General features: G+C 49.7%; 22 protein-coding genes and 1 riboswitch. Of the genes, 18 read left to right on the top strand and 4 right to left on the bottom strand.

Annotation, left to right across the window (positions count from 1 at the left end; translation table 11 throughout):
• The first annotated feature begins 10 nt into the window (after positions 1–10).
• The 12 genes from pdxH to IPP74_08785 all read left to right on the top strand — a co-directional run bounded on the left by pdxH (position 11) and on the right by IPP74_08785 (position 9,675).
• Complete coding sequence (gene pdxH, locus IPP74_08840; GenBank protein MBL0319377.1) at positions 11–619, top strand: pyridoxamine 5'-phosphate oxidase; 609 nt, start codon at positions 11–13, stop codon at positions 617–619.
• A 15-nt stretch (positions 620–634) separates the two neighbouring features.
• Positions 635–1,138 (top strand): SCP2 sterol-binding domain-containing protein, encoded by a 504-nt coding sequence (locus IPP74_08835; GenBank protein ID MBL0319376.1) that lies wholly within the window; start codon positions 635–637, stop codon positions 1,136–1,138.
• Positions 1,122–2,132: a U32 family peptidase gene (locus IPP74_08830; protein ID MBL0319375.1), complete on the top strand. Its 1,011-nt coding sequence runs from the start codon at positions 1,122–1,124 to the stop codon at positions 2,130–2,132. The genes IPP74_08835 and IPP74_08830 overlap by 17 nt, the downstream gene beginning before the upstream one ends.
• 2 nt (positions 2,133–2,134) lie before the next feature.
• Positions 2,135–3,040 carry a U32 family peptidase gene (locus IPP74_08825; GenBank protein ID MBL0319374.1) on the top strand — a complete coding sequence of 302 codons (906 nt, stop codon included), beginning with the start codon at positions 2,135–2,137 and terminating at the stop codon, positions 3,038–3,040.
• The gene (locus tag IPP74_08820) at positions 3,022–4,716 is read left to right on the top strand and encodes a nitrate- and nitrite sensing domain-containing protein (protein ID MBL0319373.1); all 1,695 of its coding nucleotides are present in this window, start codon (positions 3,022–3,024) and stop codon (positions 4,714–4,716) included. The genes IPP74_08825 and IPP74_08820 overlap by 19 nt, the downstream gene beginning before the upstream one ends.
• A gap of 47 nt (positions 4,717–4,763) precedes the next feature.
• A riboswitch (molybdenum cofactor riboswitch) is annotated at positions 4,764–4,909 on the top strand.
• The gene (gene moaA, locus IPP74_08815; GenBank protein MBL0319372.1) at positions 4,894–5,871 is read left to right on the top strand and encodes a GTP 3',8-cyclase MoaA; all 978 of its coding nucleotides are present in this window, start codon (positions 4,894–4,896) and stop codon (positions 5,869–5,871) included. It overlaps the preceding riboswitch by 16 nt.
• Entirely contained in the window at positions 5,872–6,858 is a 987-nt protein-coding gene (locus tag IPP74_08810) for a bifunctional molybdenum cofactor biosynthesis protein MoaC/MoaB (protein ID MBL0319371.1), read from the top strand. It begins immediately after the preceding gene.
• A complete protein-coding gene (locus tag IPP74_08805) occupies positions 6,858–8,114 on the top strand; it encodes a molybdopterin molybdotransferase MoeA (protein ID MBL0319370.1) in 1,257 nt (418 codons plus the stop codon). The genes IPP74_08810 and IPP74_08805 overlap by 1 nt, the downstream gene beginning before the upstream one ends.
• A complete protein-coding gene (locus IPP74_08800) occupies positions 8,099–8,353 on the top strand; it encodes a hypothetical protein (protein ID MBL0319369.1) in 255 nt (84 codons plus the stop codon). Before IPP74_08805 ends, IPP74_08800 begins: the two co-directional genes overlap by 16 nt.
• Before the next feature lie 2 nt (positions 8,354–8,355).
• Positions 8,356–8,808 carry a molybdenum cofactor biosynthesis protein MoaE gene (locus IPP74_08795; protein MBL0319368.1) on the top strand — a complete coding sequence of 151 codons (453 nt, stop codon included), beginning with the start codon at positions 8,356–8,358 and terminating at the stop codon, positions 8,806–8,808.
• On the top strand, positions 8,780–9,358 hold the full coding sequence (locus IPP74_08790; GenBank protein ID MBL0319367.1) for a molybdenum cofactor guanylyltransferase: 579 nt from the start codon (positions 8,780–8,782) through the stop codon (positions 9,356–9,358). The genes IPP74_08795 and IPP74_08790 overlap by 29 nt, the downstream gene beginning before the upstream one ends.
• Positions 9,355–9,675 carry a hypothetical protein gene (locus tag IPP74_08785; GenBank protein MBL0319366.1) on the top strand — a complete coding sequence of 107 codons (321 nt, stop codon included), beginning with the start codon at positions 9,355–9,357 and terminating at the stop codon, positions 9,673–9,675. The genes IPP74_08790 and IPP74_08785 overlap by 4 nt, the downstream gene beginning before the upstream one ends.
• Here IPP74_08785 and IPP74_08780 read toward each other — a convergent pair.
• Both IPP74_08780 and IPP74_08775 read right to left on the bottom strand, forming a co-directional pair.
• Positions 9,630–10,187 (bottom strand): hypothetical protein, encoded by a 558-nt coding sequence (locus IPP74_08780; protein ID MBL0319365.1) that lies wholly within the window; start codon positions 10,185–10,187, stop codon positions 9,630–9,632. The genes IPP74_08785 and IPP74_08780 overlap by 46 nt on opposite strands.
• On the bottom strand, positions 10,184–11,284 hold the full coding sequence (locus tag IPP74_08775) for a HesA/MoeB/ThiF family protein (protein MBL0319364.1): 1,101 nt from the start codon (positions 11,282–11,284) through the stop codon (positions 10,184–10,186). The genes IPP74_08780 and IPP74_08775 overlap by 4 nt, the downstream gene beginning before the upstream one ends.
• Before the next feature lie 200 nt (positions 11,285–11,484).
• On the opposite strand from IPP74_08775, the gene IPP74_08770 reads away from it, so the two are divergent.
• The 3 genes from IPP74_08770 to IPP74_08760 are packed head-to-tail and all read left to right on the top strand — an operon-like array spanning position 11,485 to position 13,828.
• Complete coding sequence (locus IPP74_08770) at positions 11,485–12,036, top strand: hemerythrin domain-containing protein (protein MBL0319363.1); 552 nt, start codon at positions 11,485–11,487, stop codon at positions 12,034–12,036.
• Between the two features lie 3 nt (positions 12,037–12,039).
• A complete protein-coding gene (locus IPP74_08765) occupies positions 12,040–12,561 on the top strand; it encodes a PAS domain-containing protein (GenBank protein MBL0319362.1) in 522 nt (173 codons plus the stop codon).
• Entirely contained in the window at positions 12,536–13,828 is a 1,293-nt protein-coding gene (locus IPP74_08760) for a hypothetical protein (protein MBL0319361.1), read from the top strand. Before IPP74_08765 ends, IPP74_08760 begins: the two co-directional genes overlap by 26 nt.
• 3 nt (positions 13,829–13,831) lie before the next feature.
• Here the strand turns inward: IPP74_08760 and IPP74_08755 are convergent, their stop codons facing one another.
• Positions 13,832–14,479 carry a hypothetical protein gene (locus IPP74_08755; GenBank protein MBL0319360.1) on the bottom strand — a complete coding sequence of 216 codons (648 nt, stop codon included), beginning with the start codon at positions 14,477–14,479 and terminating at the stop codon, positions 13,832–13,834.
• Between the two features lie 103 nt (positions 14,480–14,582).
• Between IPP74_08755 and IPP74_08750 the strand changes: the two genes are divergently transcribed.
• A complete protein-coding gene (locus IPP74_08750; GenBank protein ID MBL0319359.1) occupies positions 14,583–15,326 on the top strand; it encodes a sulfite exporter TauE/SafE family protein in 744 nt (247 codons plus the stop codon).
• Between the two features lie 84 nt (positions 15,327–15,410).
• On the opposite strand, the gene IPP74_08745 is transcribed toward IPP74_08750, so the two are convergent.
• Complete coding sequence (locus IPP74_08745) at positions 15,411–15,836, bottom strand: Rrf2 family transcriptional regulator (protein ID MBL0319358.1); 426 nt, start codon at positions 15,834–15,836, stop codon at positions 15,411–15,413.
• A 75-nt stretch (positions 15,837–15,911) separates the two neighbouring features.
• Here IPP74_08745 and IPP74_08740 point away from each other — a divergent pair, with 75 nt between their 5' ends.
• Both IPP74_08740 and IPP74_08735 read left to right on the top strand, forming a co-directional pair.
• Positions 15,912–16,259 (top strand): nitric oxide dioxygenase, encoded by a 348-nt coding sequence (locus IPP74_08740; protein ID MBL0319357.1) that lies wholly within the window; start codon positions 15,912–15,914, stop codon positions 16,257–16,259.
• On the top strand, positions 16,231–16,593 hold the full coding sequence (locus IPP74_08735) for a hypothetical protein (protein ID MBL0319356.1): 363 nt from the start codon (positions 16,231–16,233) through the stop codon (positions 16,591–16,593). The genes IPP74_08740 and IPP74_08735 overlap by 29 nt, the downstream gene beginning before the upstream one ends.
• Positions 16,594–16,703 lie beyond the last annotated feature (110 nt).

Here is a 16,703-nt window from a genome sequence, read left to right as displayed (position 1 = left end):
CGATATACGGATGCCCTTCGATCCGCCTTATGGAACTCACGCACAGGCGAGCCCATTCGAGCAATTCTACGCATGGTATAAGGAAGCAACTGCCAAAGAGAAACAGGATGTTTCAGCGGTATGCCTGGCAACATCGACACGATGCGGCGCTCCTTCCTGCCGTATGGTGCTACTGAAAGATTTCAGTGAGGCGGGCTTAACTTTCTATACCAATTCACATAGTCGCAAGGGCTGCGATATCGATGACAATCCGCAGGCTGCCATGTGTTTTTATTGGCCAGAGTGCGGGCGGCAGATTCGTGTGGAGGGCTTTGTAACCCATCTGAGTGATGCGGAGGCGGATGCGTATTTTGATACACGCCCACTCAAATCACGTATCGGTGCATGGGCATCACAGCAGTCCACGCCACTCAAAGACCGCTCCGAGCTTATGAAGCGCATTGCCTATTACACAGCAAAATGGGCAACGGGAAATGTGGAAAGGCCGCCTTACTGGAAAGGCTTTCGGATTGTTCCAGATTATTTTGAGTTCTGGGGCAACGGCGCATACCGCATTCACGAGCGCCACATCTATTACCTTCGTGATGATGATTGGTACGAGGCCATGCTTCAACCCTAATAATGGATCTGATTTATGATTAGAAAAATAATCAAACTACGAAAATTGCTTGTCAGGCCAATTCCTGTTTTTGCTCTTCAGCTTATTTTAAGTAAGTGTATTCATACAGTTGCCAAGAATAATCCCCGTATTTTTTTCCGACTAGGCACACACTCTCAAAAATGCTTCCTTATTGCGCCAATGGATATGCCTTTTGTGCTATTCTTGCGAGCCAATCCGCAGAAGCCTGAGCTTCTGGTTAGAAGAACCGCCTCTGAACCTTGGGATGCAAAGATATCTGGCAGCTTCATGAATTTACTGAAGCTGGTCGAGGCCCGCATGGATGGAGATGCGCTCTTTTTCTCAAGAGAATTGGTCATCGAAGGAGATACCGAAGCGGTGGTAGCCTTAAGAAACGCACTGGATGACATGGATAGCACTGTGATTGACGAAGCGGCCAAAGCCTTCGGCAGGCCGGGTGCCATAGGATTAAAATTCGCCCGAAAACTAGAGGAACTGCACCATGAATTTGCCAAATAACCCGCCAGAGCTGGTCTGTCCGGCTGGCACGCCTGCCGCTCTCAGAACCGCCGTTGATGCTGGCGCGGATGCGGTGTATTGCGGCTTCCAGAATGCCACTAACGCCCGCAATTTTCCGGGGTTGAATTTTACCCCTGAGGAAATGGAAGAGAGCGTGGACTATGCGCATACGCGTGGAAAAAAAGTGCTGCTTGCACTAAATACCTTCCCGCCTGCTGGTCAGACATTGCTATGGAAACAAGCGGTTGCCGATGGCGTACGGCTTGGTGTGGATGCAATGATTGTCGCTGATATCGGGGTGGCGCATCATATTGCCACCACATATCCCGACCAGCGTCTTCATTTATCGGTGCAGGCTGGAGCACCTTCAGTGGAAGCGATTCGCTATTATTGCGAGGAGTTTGGTGTCAAGCGTGTGGTGTTGCCAAGAATATTAAGCATTCCAGAGATCAAGCAGCTTAAAAACGAAATACCCTGCGAGATCGAAACCTTTATCTTCGGTAATCAGGGACTCATGGCAGAGGGAAGATGCAGCCTGACGAATTTCGTCAGCGGCGTATCCACCAATTTCGACGGCGTGTGTTCACCGCCGAGCGATGTGACGTTTCATGAAGATAAAAACAACATGCTCTATTCCCAGCTCGGCGAATTTACGATTGACTGCTTCTCCTGTTCGCAAGGAGCTGGTTATCCTACCATCTGCAAAGGCAAATACGTCGCCCCACATCGCAATGAACCCTATTATGCCTTTGAAGAACCTATCAGCCTGAATTTGTTTGATCTGCTGCCACAAATGGTGGGCGCAGGCATTGAGGCTTTCAAAATTGAAGGACGACAGCGTTCGCGTGCTTATATCCGGCAAGTGGTCAGTGCCTGGCGCCTCGCCCTGGATAGCGTGATGCAGGGTAAACCCGTTCCCAAAGCCGATCTGGTCGCGCTGACCGAAGGACAGAAAGAAACCACCGGCGCGTTTCGCAGCAAGCAATGGAGGTAGCGATGTCAACAAAATTAGCCCTTGGCCCCGTACTGTTTAATTGGAAAGCAGAATATTGGCGGGATTTTTATTTTCGGGCAGCCGATGAATGGGATGTGGATACGGTGTATGTGGGAGAAGTAATCTGCTCTAAACGTAGCCCGTTCTTTGAGCCGTATTACGACGAAGTGGCTTCACGGTTGAGTGCAGCCGGTAAGAAAGTAGTGTTTTCAACCCTCTCAGAAATCATGATTCCGCGTGAACGCAAAATGACGGAATCCGTTTGCACATTGGATGACTATCCGGTGGAAGCAAACGATGCCGCTGCTTTATTTCATTTGCGAGGAAAGCCCCATTACATCGGCCAGTATGTCAACACCTATAACGAAGACACTATGGCGCATCTGGTAAAAAACGGCGCACAGCACTTCACTTTTCCCAGCGAATTGTATGCCGCAGCACTGAAAGCGCTGGTCACGGAAGCCAAAAAGCTGGAGGTTGGCAGCGAAATTATGGTTTTCGGGCGTGCGCCACTGGCACTATCGGCACGCTGTTATCACGCCAGAGCACATAATAAAATCAAGGATACCTGCCAGTTCGTATGCGAAAATGATCCTGATGGAATGGAGCTAAAAACCGCTGATGGGAAGCCCTTCCTTGCCATTAATGGTGTGCAAACCATGTCACACACCTATTTGAATCTGGCTCAGGAAATTCCCGAAATGATGCGCTGGGGGCTTGATTATATCAGGCTCTCACCGCACACACTGGACATGGGAAAGGTGATTGAGGCCTTCCAAGGAGTAGTGCAAGGACGGTTTGAGCCGCTAGAAGCTATTCGAATGGTTCGGGAAGTGGATACTTCCTTAAAGTTTTCTAATGGATTCTTCCACCACAAGCCTGGTTATTTGTGGTACTCAGCCGCCTAAAAAACTCTCTCGTTATTGTAGACGTTTATCCTGTTTATTCTATTGAGATTTTTGCCGTTACAGCTATAGTCGCTGAAAGAATAGCGGAACTATGCCTGATGACCAGTGTGTTATATGATTTTTGTGATTTTATCCATGAAGCCCAGAAGGAACGCGGCTCTGTATCTCTGTATCTGCGAAGCCATGGACAGCAGTTTTCCGAGGAGCTTGAATCGCAATTTGTGATCGTTGATACGCGCCTGAAGCCCCTAAACTCTTTGCCGAAGCAGCAAAATGCAAAGTTAGAGCAATTTCTACATGCCGCCCATTATCTGGCGGCCAAAAGAAAATACATCATTGCGCGGATGATTGAAGCACCTGAGGCGATCTCTTTTTATAGCCGCGAGATTATTGCCCCAGCCATTGATATTACGCAGGAACTGGCCGTATTTGATGCTGATAATCAACCTGCCAAAGTCGCAGCACTCATGCATTTTTTGCAGTGGAAGGAGCGCGTTGGGCTTGAACGAGCACTGGGAACACAACTGCTGACAATGGATTGGAAAGAGTCTCCCGAACTCAGGGAGCGGTTGCAGTATATCATTTCCGAACAGCAAGCCTATGAACGCATGTTCATGATGCTCGCTGATAGCAAAGGCCGCGAAGCTATCGAGAAACTGAAGAAGGAAAATGAAAGTTTCAAGCGCGTAGAAGAGATTCACTCAGCACTCAAAAACGGTACTTCACCGCAACTTGAAACTCTGAATGCGACCGAGTGGTTCAATTTGTTTACTGCAAAAATGGATGTGCTGCACGAAGTCAGCCGTATGATGATCAAGCAGCTTGCTAAAGCGGATGAACCTTTACAAAAGCCAGCAAAAGCAAATGGCAAGGCACCCGCAGCAGCCCCACCAGTACCCAGCCAGAGCACTACGGATACAAGCGGGATTGAGTCAGGCGTGCGCGCTTATATGGAGACGATCACAGCGCTTCCGCTCTTTGCGGGACTTGATGCGGTCAGCCTGAATGATATTCTGAAATATGCCCGCATCGCTAATCACAATAAAGGCGCGCTGATTTTTATGCAGGGTGAACAGGCTTCGCGCTTTTATATTATTTTAGAGGGCTGGGTGAAGCTGTTTAAGGGTAATGTCGATGGTCAGGAGTCTATTCTTCAGGTGCTTAGCACGGGCGACAATATGCTGGAAACCGTCATTTTTAATGATACGCCGCTGCCGGTGAATGCGCAAGCAGTCGACAATGTGAAGCTGCTCTCTATTCCAGCCTCGATGATTCGGGAGAAACTTAAGAATAACCATGCGTTGGCAGTGAATATGCTCTCTACCGTTTCCGGCAGGTCTCAGGCGCTGATCAGCCAGTTTGAGCAACTGACGCTTAAAACCGTGACGCAGCGTGTGGGTTGGTTCTTACTGAAGCTGTTTTTGGAAAGTGGTGATCGCACAAAAAACCTCAAGCTACCCTATGATAAATCCTTGATTGCGGGCTACCTCGGCATGAAACCTGAGACGTTCTCACGCACGCTGCAAACGCTCAAAGAGCAAGGTATTGACATAGAACGAAGTGCAATCAGTCTGCCAGATGTTTTCGCACTGTGCGATTTCTGTGATAGTGATCTTGCCGCTCAATGCAGCCGCCACAACACACCGGCGTGCCCAAACCCCCAGTGCGTTAACTAGACTTTCAGTAGTTGATCCACATCAATTGCAGAAAAACCTTTTCCTTTTAGCATCCCTTTATCCGAAGCCTGAAACGCCTAACGGCTGGCATGTCGCCAGTCTAAGGATTTTAGGCCGTGGGCATAAGCTCACCGGGTAGCGACGGAAACGCCTCTGCCTCCCGCGTTTGGAAAGGATATGAAGGTGCTGAAGGATTCATTTGGGAGAAAATTCCCGTATTTAAGGCTGTCCGTGACGGAAGTGTGTAACTTCCGCTGCACCTATTGTCTGCCTAATGGCTATCAGAAAACTGACCGTGATTTCCTCACGCTCCCTGAGATTACGCGACTTGCAACGGCTTTTGCCGAACTTGGCACGCACAAAATTCGCTTAACGGGTGGTGAACCAACGGTACGGCGGGATTTGACCCAGATTGCGCGCGCCGTCAGCAATATTTCGGGTATTCGCACGGTGGCGCTCACCACGAACGGCTATAACCTGAAGGAAAATGTCAAAGCCTTCCGCGATGCAGGGATCAATGCGCTGAATGTGAGCGTCGATAGTCTGAATAGTGAGCGCTTTTACGCCATCACCGGGCAGGATAAACTGACACATGTGCTGGAAGGTATCGAAGCGGCAAAAGCGACAGGATTCAACAACATCAAGATTAACTCGGTACTGCTCAAGGAAGTCACCGATCACACACTGCCGGAGTTCCTAACGTGGATTAAGCGTGAGGCATTGTCTGTGCGCTTTATTGAGCTGATGCAAACAGGTGAGAATCTTGCCTTCTTCAAGCAACACCATATCAGCGCGAATGTGATTATTCAGCAGTTGCTGGAACATGGGTTCGTGCCAGAAATCCGTAAACCCGATAGCGGCCCCGCGCAGGAATTTACCCACCCTGATTATGCAGGAAAAATCGGTATCATCGCGCCTTATTCCAAGGATTTCTGCAAAAGCTGTAACCGCCTGCGCGTTACCTCGCGTGGTAAGCTGATGCTTTGCTTGTTCGGTGAAGGCGGATACGATTTGCGACCATACTTACAGCACGACGACCAGCGCGAAGAACTCATCGCCGCCATCGCCTCGGCGCTGCATTTCAAACATGAAAGCCATTATTTACAACAAGGGATCACCGGCTCCACGCCACACCTTGCCACACTCGGAGGATAGATGAAGCCAAGTTTTCAAATGATAGACGTGGGGAATAAACCCATTAAGCACCGCATCGCTGTTGCCAGTGGTGAGATTGTCGTCGGGGCGGAAACCTTCGCGCTGATTCGTGACCGTAAATTACCCAAGGGTGATGTGCTGATGCTGGCGGAAATAGCTGGTATTCAGGGGGCGAAAAAAGCCTATGAGATGATTCCGCTCTGTCACCCTATGGGGCTGGATATGGTGCGCATTTTAACCGAACTCCTGCCCGAAGAAAATGCCGTGCGCGTGTTTTGCGTGGCCTCAGTGCATGCCAAGACCGGTATCGAGATGGAAGTGCTTGCGGGCGTGAATGCTGCACTGCTGACGATTTGGGATTTAAGCAAGATGATCGAGGCAAATCTAGCCATGCGCGAGATTAAGCTGCTTGCGAAAAAAGGTGGGAAATCCGGCCTCTGGTTAAACCCCGCCGGTGTGCCAGAATGGGTGATGGATCTGGTGAATCCACCCGCCACAAAACTTCTAGCAGGCCGCACGGCAGCGGTACTAACTTTGAGCGACCGCGCCGCCAAAGGTGAATATGAAGATGTTTCGGGAGAAACACTCAAAGCCGCATTGGAAGATGTCGGGTGCAGTATTTGCGATTATCAGGTCATCCCTGATGATAAAGACGGCATCGCCACCACCGTGCAGAAAATGGTGAGTCACCATAGGCCACATCTTATCATAACCACTGGCGGCACTGGCGTTTCACCGCGTGATTACACACCCGAAGCATTGCTGCCCTTGTTCGATAAAGAAATCCCAGGCGTTGGTGAACTGCTCAGACATGACGGCGCACAGTACACGCCACTTTCATGGAGCAGCCGTGCCGTTGGCGGTATCATAGGCTCTACGCTGGTCATCACGCTTCCTGGAAACCCTGCTGCCGTCGCTGAGGGATTAAGTGCCTTGTTGCCGAAACTAATCCCGCATCTTATCCACATTACAAATGGAGAGAAATAATGATTTCCTACGAAGAGGCATTAAAGATTATCACTAGCCAAGCGGGTGCCGCCAAAGCACAGCAAGTGCCACTTATGCAGGCGCTTGGGAGAATTGCGGCTGAGGATATGATAAGCCCAATTCAGGTGCCGAGCTTTCGCAATAGCGCGATGGATGGATTCGCCGTGTGCGCGGCCCAGCTTGCAAGCGCCAGTGAACAAAGCCCTGTAAGCCTGAAGATTCAGGCGGCGATTGCCGCAGGAGATATTGCCTCTGTCGGGCAAGCGGAAACCGCCGCGCAGATCATGACAGGCGCTTTTGTGCCAGAGCCTTATGACGCTATTGTGCCAGTGGAGCTAGTGAATATAAGCGGCGATAGGGTGACGTTCATCAAGCCTGCCCGCGTAGGTGATCATGTCCGGCATCCGGGTGAGGATGTGACGAAGGGTCAGTTCGTATTGCACCGTGGCGAAACCATTACGCCCGAAATCATCATGCTTCTTTCTAGTTTGGGCATCACGGAAGTGGTGATTGCGAATGTGCAACGCCTGCATATCCTAAGTACGGGCAATGAAATCACGGATGATTATAACAAGCCGGTACAAGGCGCGCAGATATATAATTCCAACGCGCCGTATCTGATGGCTACCGTGCAGCAGCAAGGGTTGGAAGTATGCTATGAAGGCATCGTGCGCGATGATCCGGCTCTGTTCGAAAGCAAAATTGTCGCCATCAAAGAGCCTGCAATTATCATCAGCACCGGCGCGGTTTCTAAAGGAGTCTGGGATTTTATCCCTGAGAGTTTGAAGAATATGGGCGCAACGATTCATTTCCACCGTGTCAATATACGCCCTGGAAAGCCTGTGCTGTTTGCAGCACTACCAAATGGTAGCTTCTATTTTGGCTTGCCAGGAAATCCGATTTCAGCGGCAATTGGTTTCACTTTCTTCGTGATGCCGTTGGTGCGTACATTGCAAGGCCAGCCTAATACGGCACCGCTTATGGCCACACTGGAAAATAGTTTCACCAAGAAAGGTGACTTCCGCCAATTCTTAAAAGCCTCAGTCTGGCTGGATGAAACGGGTAGCTTGCGCGTACAGATCAGCGATGGTCAGGAGTCATTCAAAATAAGCCCGATGGCCGCGAATAATGCATGGGTGGTTCTGGAGGAAGGAGCCACGCAAGTCAAAGCGGGAGAGCACGTACCTGTTATGCTTTACGCCGCATTAAAAATAACAAGCCGAAGCGAGGATAAAACATTATGTCAGGCAGCATAACCCTTACCGTCAATCTCTTCGGTGCGTTTCGTGGGCATGAAAATGGCAAACCGCTCACGCTGAGCCTGCCACATGGCGCTACGCTTGTGCAGGCTCGCAGCGCACTCAAAGCGGCACTGAATGATCATCCGCTGATTGATGATTCTGCACTGGCCGATGAAACGCAGATTCTTCCTGAAGATGCCGTATTCGAGCGCGACACTCAGCTCGCCATTCTTCCTCCTGTGTGCGGAGGCTAAAGATGACGCAATCTATCTATACTGGCATCAGCGAAGAAACACTTTCGATTCAGAAAGCCGCCGATTTTGTGGATACAGCAGAAAACGGCGCATTAAATATGTTTGTCGGCAAGGTGCGTAATCACAATATGGGTAAGGCCGTGAACGCCGTGAGTTACGATGTATTCGCACCGCTGGCCTGCAATGTGTTTCAGGAAATCTGCGCGGAAGCTAAAGCTGAGTTCAGCGAACGCTTGCGGTTTTATATCGAGCATTATAAAGGCAAGCTGGAAATTGGTGGCATTAGCGTCATCATCGCTGTCGGCTCACCCCACCGCGATGAATCCTTTAAGGCCTGTCGTTACCTCATCGAGCAGCTCAAAATCCGTGCACCCGTATGGAAGCAGGAGCATTATGTGGATGGCGATAGTGAGTGGGTAAAAGGCCATGCGCTTTGTGGGCATCATCATGGATGACATCGCCGCAGTCATTCTGGTCGGCGGAAAATCCTCGCGCATGGGGCAGGATAAAGCATTACTACCCTACAAAGGAAAACGGCTGGTAGATGTGGTGGCGGATACGATTCGAGCCGCTGGCGTTTCGCGCATTTATGTGAGCGGTAAAATTGCAGATTATCCAAGTTTTCCTGATCTGCTTTCAGGATGTGGGCCAGTAAGCGGTATCTGTTCCTGCATTTTAAGGTTGTCTATGAATTATAAGCGGCTGCTTTTCGTTCCGGTAGATATGCCTTACCTGACAGCAGACCTGATTCGGCTGCTCGTTGATTGTCCTGCGCATAAGCCACACCACATTGAAGGACATCCGCTTCCCTGTATTGTTCCGACCGATGAAACGGTCATAGGGCATGCCGATAAATGCATTCAAGAGTTGGTAAAGAAAAGGAAGTTATCTGTAAAAGAATTTCTTGCGAGCCTGAATGCGGCATTCGTGCCGCTACCAGAACAGATAGAAAAAGCGCTCACCAACACCAACACACCCGAAGAATGGCAGGAGGTTATCTCATGAATCTGCGGATTAGTGAAAATCAGCTTCGCTTTCGCATCACGCAAGGCGAAACAGAACTATTAACGCGGGATGGCGTGCTTGCTTTTTCGCTCAATCTCGGCGCGCAGACGGTGGAATATTCTGTGGCACTTGCAGAGATAGAACAAACCTTGGCATTGGACGTACAGAAAACTGCGTGGAAGCTGCTGGTGGATCGCAAAGATTTTAGTCAGTTTCTGGCATCACTGCCCTCACGTGAAGGGATTGAGCAAACGGTCACGATGAATGGTGCTCAGATTGAACTGGTGCTGGAGGTGGATGTCCGGCGTAAACGCTGACGCTGCGCGCGCTGCTCCATCTTTTCCAAAGCAACAAAGCACAACATCACTACTACAGCAAAGCATGCCAGGAATTCTGGATAAGACCATACGCCATAAGCGAGTGGTTTGGCGCATCCCAGAATGGCACCGTAAATCCAACAGGCAATGTTGACGCTTGCAAGCCGCAGCATGGGCCGAGGATTCCCTAATTTGAGCTTCGGCACCGCGTAGCGGCGCATAGCTTGTGTGGAAAGAAACCAAATAACTACAACAGTGACCTTACACCAGAGCTTGGGGTTAGCGAGATATGCATCAAAACCCTTTTGCCAGACGCCAAGGCCAATAAGCGTAAAGCCGGAAAGCCATAAATGCACATCGGCGTAGCGAATAATCCGCGTCCATGTCTTATCGTAGGGAATAATGCCCAGCAGGCTTTTAAGCGAGAAATGGATGTAAATCAGCCCAAACGCAAAGCCCAGTACATGCCAGAATGCAGAGAGCGTAACCAGAAAGCCAATGACTTCGCTCATGCGAGTTCATCCTTCCAGCGCACAATTCCGCCGGTGATGTGGGCAACGTTTCTGAAGCCCAGCGTGACAAGGTGAGAAGCTGCTGAGAAGCTGCGTATGCCATGCTGGCAATAGACAATTACTTGTGTATCCGAGGCAATATCGCCCACCGAGTCTTCGTTGGAAAGCAATGTGCCAAGCGGAATATGTAGTGCCTTTGGAATTCGCCCTGAAGTCAGCTCATGCGCCTCACGCACATCAATAAACACGGCTTCACCTATCCGTTTTGCTGCGTCTTCCGCACTGATATTTTTTACGTCCGACCTTGCCGTGCATGATGCCTCTGCCTGCTCCAGCACAATATCATTGGGATCACGCGAACAAATAGCGCATTGGTGGTGTTTATGCAGTTTGAGCGTTTTGGTTTGCATACTGCGCGCATCGAGTATCCAGAGTGTGCCCAGCAGCGGCTCCAGATTCTTTTCCTTGCACCACTTAAGCCCCAGCGCCATTTTAATGGCTTCAAGCGCCTGCACGGTTCCAGCAATACCTGCCATAGCGCCGATGACACCCGCCTCAGCGCAGTTTGGGATATGGCCGCTAGGTGGCTTTGGGTACAGACAACGGTAACATGGTCCATGCCCCGCCCAGAACACTGACACTTGCGCCACAAACCCAAGTATTGAACCATAAACCAGTGGCTTGCCGAACTTGACGCAAGCATCGTTAATCAGAAACTTGCTGCTGAAATTATCCGTGCCGTCGATGATGACATCATAGTTATTCACCAGATGTTCGGCGTTTTCTGTATTGAATCGCTCGTGATACGCCTCAATCTGGCACTCAGAATTCAATTCAGCCAGTGCAGCCTTCGCAGCCTCTACCTTAGGCGCGCCCTGATCGGTTTCCTTAAACAACACCTGCCGTTGCAGGTTACTGATATCCACCGCGTCATCATCCACCAGCCCGATCCTGCCAATGCCCGCCGCCGCCAGATAAAGCAAAGCAGGCGAGCCAAGCCCACCCGCACCAATGCATAGCACCGAGGCAGATTTAAGGCATTCCTGTCCTTCTTGTCCCATTTCGGGAAGAATGGTTTGGCGAGCATAGCGATTCATACAACCACGCTAGAATGTCATCGGATTCCAGAGATTGATCTGGGTCAACAAGAAGTAATGATCTTGCAATTAAATTAATAACCACCCCGTTAAGCCCTTGTTAACCATAGGCCGCATACTCGCTGAGAGTAGTTGATCTGTATCAATCCCCTAATACCACAAACTCCATAGGCTTGAGGTAACATTATGGAGATAGGGTTATGCTGCACGCACAAACATCACAACAATCAAAGTCTCAGAAAGATCAGAGAGACTGGACACAAGCTACCGACAAAGAACTCATCGCCCATGTGCTGGAGCGCTATCATGTGCGACACCGTGAGCAGCTGCCGGAGTTGATTGCATTGGCCAAAAAGGTCGAGCGCGTGCATGCTGAGCATCCGGATGTGCCCACTGGCTTAGCGGCACACCTCACCAATATGCTGCAGGAACTCGAAAGCCATATGCAGAAGGAAGAGCGCATCCTATTCCCCATGATTCTACGCGGTCAGAAAGCCATGGCTGTTGGTCCCATTTCCGTGATGGAATCCGAGCATATTCAGCACATGGAGGCACTTCAGAAAATGCTAATGCTTGCCCATCAGCTTCAAATGCCAGAGGCTGCATGTAACAGCTGGCGCACGCTTTATGAGGGGGTTGGTGAATTACGCGATGACCTGATGGAACATATCCGATTAGAAAATGAGTTTCTATTCAAAGATAGTACCAATAGTGCCGAGCATATGTGCTGCGGCGGATGCGGCGGCAGGTGATCTATGACCAGAAGCCAGAGCTTAACAGGAGTTGAGCGTACATTCGCTAAGAATGAAGTGATTGTCAGCAAGACGGATACCAAAGGTATTATCACCTACGCCAACGAGGTCTTTCTGAAACTGGCAGACTATAGTCTTCAGGAAATTCTTGGAAAGCCGCACAATGTTATTCGGCATCCTGATATGCCGAAACTGGTGTATAAATTACTCTGGGAGCGCATCAAAAGCGGTAAGGAAATTTTCGCCTATGTCGTGAATCGTTCAAGGAATGGCGATCACTATTGGGTGTTCGCGCACATCACTCCATCGTTTGATACAGCTAAAAATATCGTAGGTGCCCACTCAAACCGTCGCTGTCCAGAACCGCAGGCGATTAAAACAATCACCCCGATTTATCAGCTCTTGAAACAGGAAGAAGAAAAACACCCCATGGCAAAAGATGGTATGGCGGCTTCACTTGCGCTGCTCAATTCCGTCCTTGCTGAGAAAGGAGTCAGCTATGATGAATTTATCCTCTCTCTCTAAAACGGGGTGGTTAGGCATTTTATCAACCGTCGCCATCATTGTCGCGCTGTTTAAGCCAAGCTATGCCTCTTTTCTGTTAAGCGTAGCCGTCATTTTTCTGGGGGCACAAGCCTACTACATTCATAGAATGAAGGTGATGGCGCGTCTAATCGCTGAGATTACAGGCCGGTGCGCGGCGGGCGATATGGAGTCACGAATTCTGCTGCCCAAAGAGCGCGGCGATCTGGCTGCGATGATTAACCGGATTAATGACAGCATTGATATGGCCGATGCCTATGTGCGTGAGTCGCTAGCGACACTGGAACATGCAGCAGAAGAAAAATACTACCGCAAGATTGTGCTGGTAGGCATGGATGGCTGCTATAAAAATGGCGCTGAAATTATGAATGGCGGCATGGATGCCATTCGCCGCAATATGATTCGTTCTGTTCAGAAAGCTGCCAGTAGACTTGAAGAAACGGTGAAGAAAACAGCAAATGATCTCGCTGCCTCCACCAGACAACTTCAGGCGATGTCGGATATGTTATCGACCGTTGCTGAGAAAAGCTCAACACAGGCAACAGGCCTTACTAATGCCAGCGATGATGCTTCCAGAAACGTGAGTACTGTCGCAGCAGCGGTAGAAGAGCTTTCCGCCTCAATTGGAGAAATTAATCAGCAAATAAATCAATCCAGCACGATTGCGCGTCAGGCAACGGATAAAGCATCGCAGACGAATACTGTGCTTGCCAAGCTGACATCTGGCGCAGAGAAGATTGGTGGTATTATTGACATGATTAATGGGATCGCTGGGCAGATTAATCTGCTGGCGCTCAACGCAACAATTGAGTCTGCCCGTGCAGGAGATGCGGGCAAAGGCTTTGCGGTAGTAGCTTCTGAAGTCAAAACTCTTGCAAATCAGACGACGAAAGCAACGGTAGAAATCACCGAATATATTAATGCAACGCGGGAAGCCATTCACCAGACCACTGCATCAGTCAGAGAAATTGCCGCTGTTGTGCAAAAGGTAGATGAGATTGCCACCGCCATTGCCGCTGCCATGGAAGAACAAACGGCAGCTACGCGCGAAATATCACATTCGATTCAGAAAACCGCACAAAATACCGCGTTAGTATCAAGTGCAGTAAGCGATATGTCTCTAGCTGCACAGCAAACGGGAACCGCTGCAAAAGATATGAAACAATCTTCTTCGGATTTGACAGCACAATCTGGCGTCTTGCACCGTGAGATCGATAGCTTCATTGCTGAAATCCAGAATGCTGCTTAGCGTCTAGAGGCCATCAAGTGGATTAATGCCCAGAAGGTGCTTGTGAAGCAGTAGCGCGCATCCATATAGAGTCACACTGGCGACGATTCGCACGAAGCCAATCTCTCTGAAAGCCCTGTATATGGTGTCTTCTGGCATTTTCATAAATGGAATAATGGAAGTATTTTTTAACAATGCAGGGGAGGATTGTTGCATCTGCAGCGTATTCTTAACCATCGCAAAAATGGCGATGACAATCATACATACAAACAATAGAACGCGCTTACTATCCCCAACGCTCAGCAGATGCATTAAAGCCCAAAGCACTATCCCGATGCTCCCTGGAAAGCGGCTCACGCGATAAATACCATACGGCACTGATGTTTTGGGATATGGCGAACTTACACGGCAGACCATAAAGAAAAAGGCAATCGGCATAAAGGTAACGACCCAAGACCTTAAGACAAAAAAAGGCTCATAGAGCGGGATATAATCATCAAATTTTTGATAGCTGTGAATCACCGCAAACAATGCGGCCAAGGAAATGGCAGAGTACAGCGTGTAAAAAAGCGGTTTGGGTAAGAAACCGACCAGCTTCTTCCTGACCCAAGGCCATGAGAGTAGCGCATGTGATAAAAAAAGCAGCGTAAGGCTTATGATATAGTGTGTCATGGCGGTAAATTAGTCGATTCTGCGGGCTTGCGTTTGACCTGCATCAGTTTTTATTCTGTGCAGTCACGCAATATAGTCTCATCGAAAACGAGAAAGAAACACCATGACACCAGAAGAACTTATTCTTACCGCCCTGATTTTTATTGCTGCTACGCTTTATTCCAGCGTGGGTCATGCAGGAGCATCGGGCTATCTGGCGGCGATGGCCTTGTTCGGGCTTGCCCCGGAAACCATGCGCCCCACAGCACTTGCGCTGAATGTGCTAGTCGCCTCACTTGCAACCTATCGCTACACACGCGCAGGTCAGAATGACATTAAGCTGCTGATACCGTTTGTTGTCGCCTCCATCCCCGCCGCATTTATCGGAGGCATGATTCATGTACCCGCTGCTTTTTATAAACCTCTGATTGGAATCATATTACTACTCTCGGCATTTCAACTTTTACGTACTGCTAATACATCAAAACAAAAAGATCGGAAGGTGCAGCGCCCTCCGCTTGCAGCGTCACTGGCTACAGGCGCAGGTCTTGGGTTGCTTGCAGGTTTAAGCGGCACAGGCGGCGGCATTTTCCTCAGCCCACTACTGTTATTCATGGGCTGGGCACCCACGCGCAATGTGTCGGGCATTGCTGCCAGTTTTATTCTCGTCAATTCCATTTCAGGATTGCTTGGGAATATGTCTTCGCTTCAGGCTTTACCCTCGGCACTTCCCGTGTGGGCAGGCGCAGTGCTGCTGGGAGGGCTTATCGGCACGCAACTGGGCACACGTACCCTTACCATCCCAGGCATTCGCATTATGCTGGCGCTGGTATTGGTAATTGCGGGTGGGAAGATGCTTCTGACATAAAAAGCCCAGCAAGAAAGCGGGGTTTAAAAATTAATACAAAAAACACTTTCCGCTGATCTTCGTCGGATGAGTCCTCCAAGTTTTTTACCGACAGCCCACAACCGCTTGTTTGCTTATCACCACGTCATCCAGCGTATGCTGGTCAAGTGTGTTAATAAAAGCCTTGCTTGCATCTCCCAGAAAATGCTTCAGCTTGCAGGCGCTGACGACCCTACAGGTGTTAGTTTTAAGGTTGAAGCATTCCACCAGATACAAATTCGGCTCCAGTGCCAGAACAAGATCACCCAAGTGCAGTTCTTGAGGTTTACACGCCAGTCGAATGCCGCCGCCTTTACCTTTGCTGCTGGTGACATAACCAAGTTGGGCAAGGCGATGCACCACCTTCACCAGATGGTTTCTGGAGATGCCGTAATGCTCGGCTATTTCACGCACGCTGTACAATCTATCCGGCTGTGCGGCCAGATACATCAGGCTTCGCAAGCCGTAATCAGTAAATTGGGTGAGTTGCATAATCGCCTTGTAAATATCCGAGAAGTGATCATAACCATAATATGTATTTTATCTACATATTATAAAGGAGATGCCATGTTAGACGAAAAAACCATTGCGATTGTTAAATCCACCGCCCCCGTGCTGGCAGAGCATGGCGAAACGCTAACCAAGCATTTTTATAAACGGATGTTCTCACATAATCCGGAAGTAGCTCCGTTCTTTAACCCGGCGCATCAGACCGCAGGCAAACAGCAACGCGCTTTGGCTGGCGCAATTACGGCATATGCTGCCAACATCGATAATTTGGAAGTTTTGGGTGGCGCGGTGGAACTGATTGCCCAAAAGCACGCATCGCTCATGATTAAGCCAGAGCATTATCCGATTGTGGGTGAAAACCTGCTTACATCCATTCGTGAAGTATTGGGAGGCCGCAACGGATGACATTATCAACGCATGGGCTGCTGCCTATGGCTTTCTTGCCGATATTTTAATTGGCCGCGAAAAGCAAATTTATGATGAGAACGCTAAAAAACCCGGTGGCTGGGAAGGATTCAAATCATTCCGCGTCAGTCGTAAGGAAAAAGAAAGCAGCAACATCACCTCGGTCTATCTGGTTGCCGCCGATGGCGCACCGCTCCCTGCATTCAAGCCGGGGCAATATATCACCGTGCGGGTCAAAAACCCGGACGGGCAAACCACCATGCGCAATTACAGCCTGTCCGACAAACCGGCCAGCCGCATTCCGCATCAGTGTGAAACGCGAATTACCGCCTGAAGCGAATACGCCAGCGGGTTATGTTTCCAATATGCTGCACGACAAAGTGGAGTCGGGCGATACGATTGAAATCGCGCCGCCGTGCGGGGAATTCTTCCTCGATGTAACCG

The organism is Alphaproteobacteria bacterium (genome assembly GCA_016722515.1).
Lineage (GTDB): Bacteria > Pseudomonadota > Alphaproteobacteria > Rickettsiales > JADKJE01 > JADKJE01.
The sequence above is the reverse complement of the archived record's forward strand: the minus strand, read 5'-3'. Positions and strand labels throughout refer to the sequence as shown.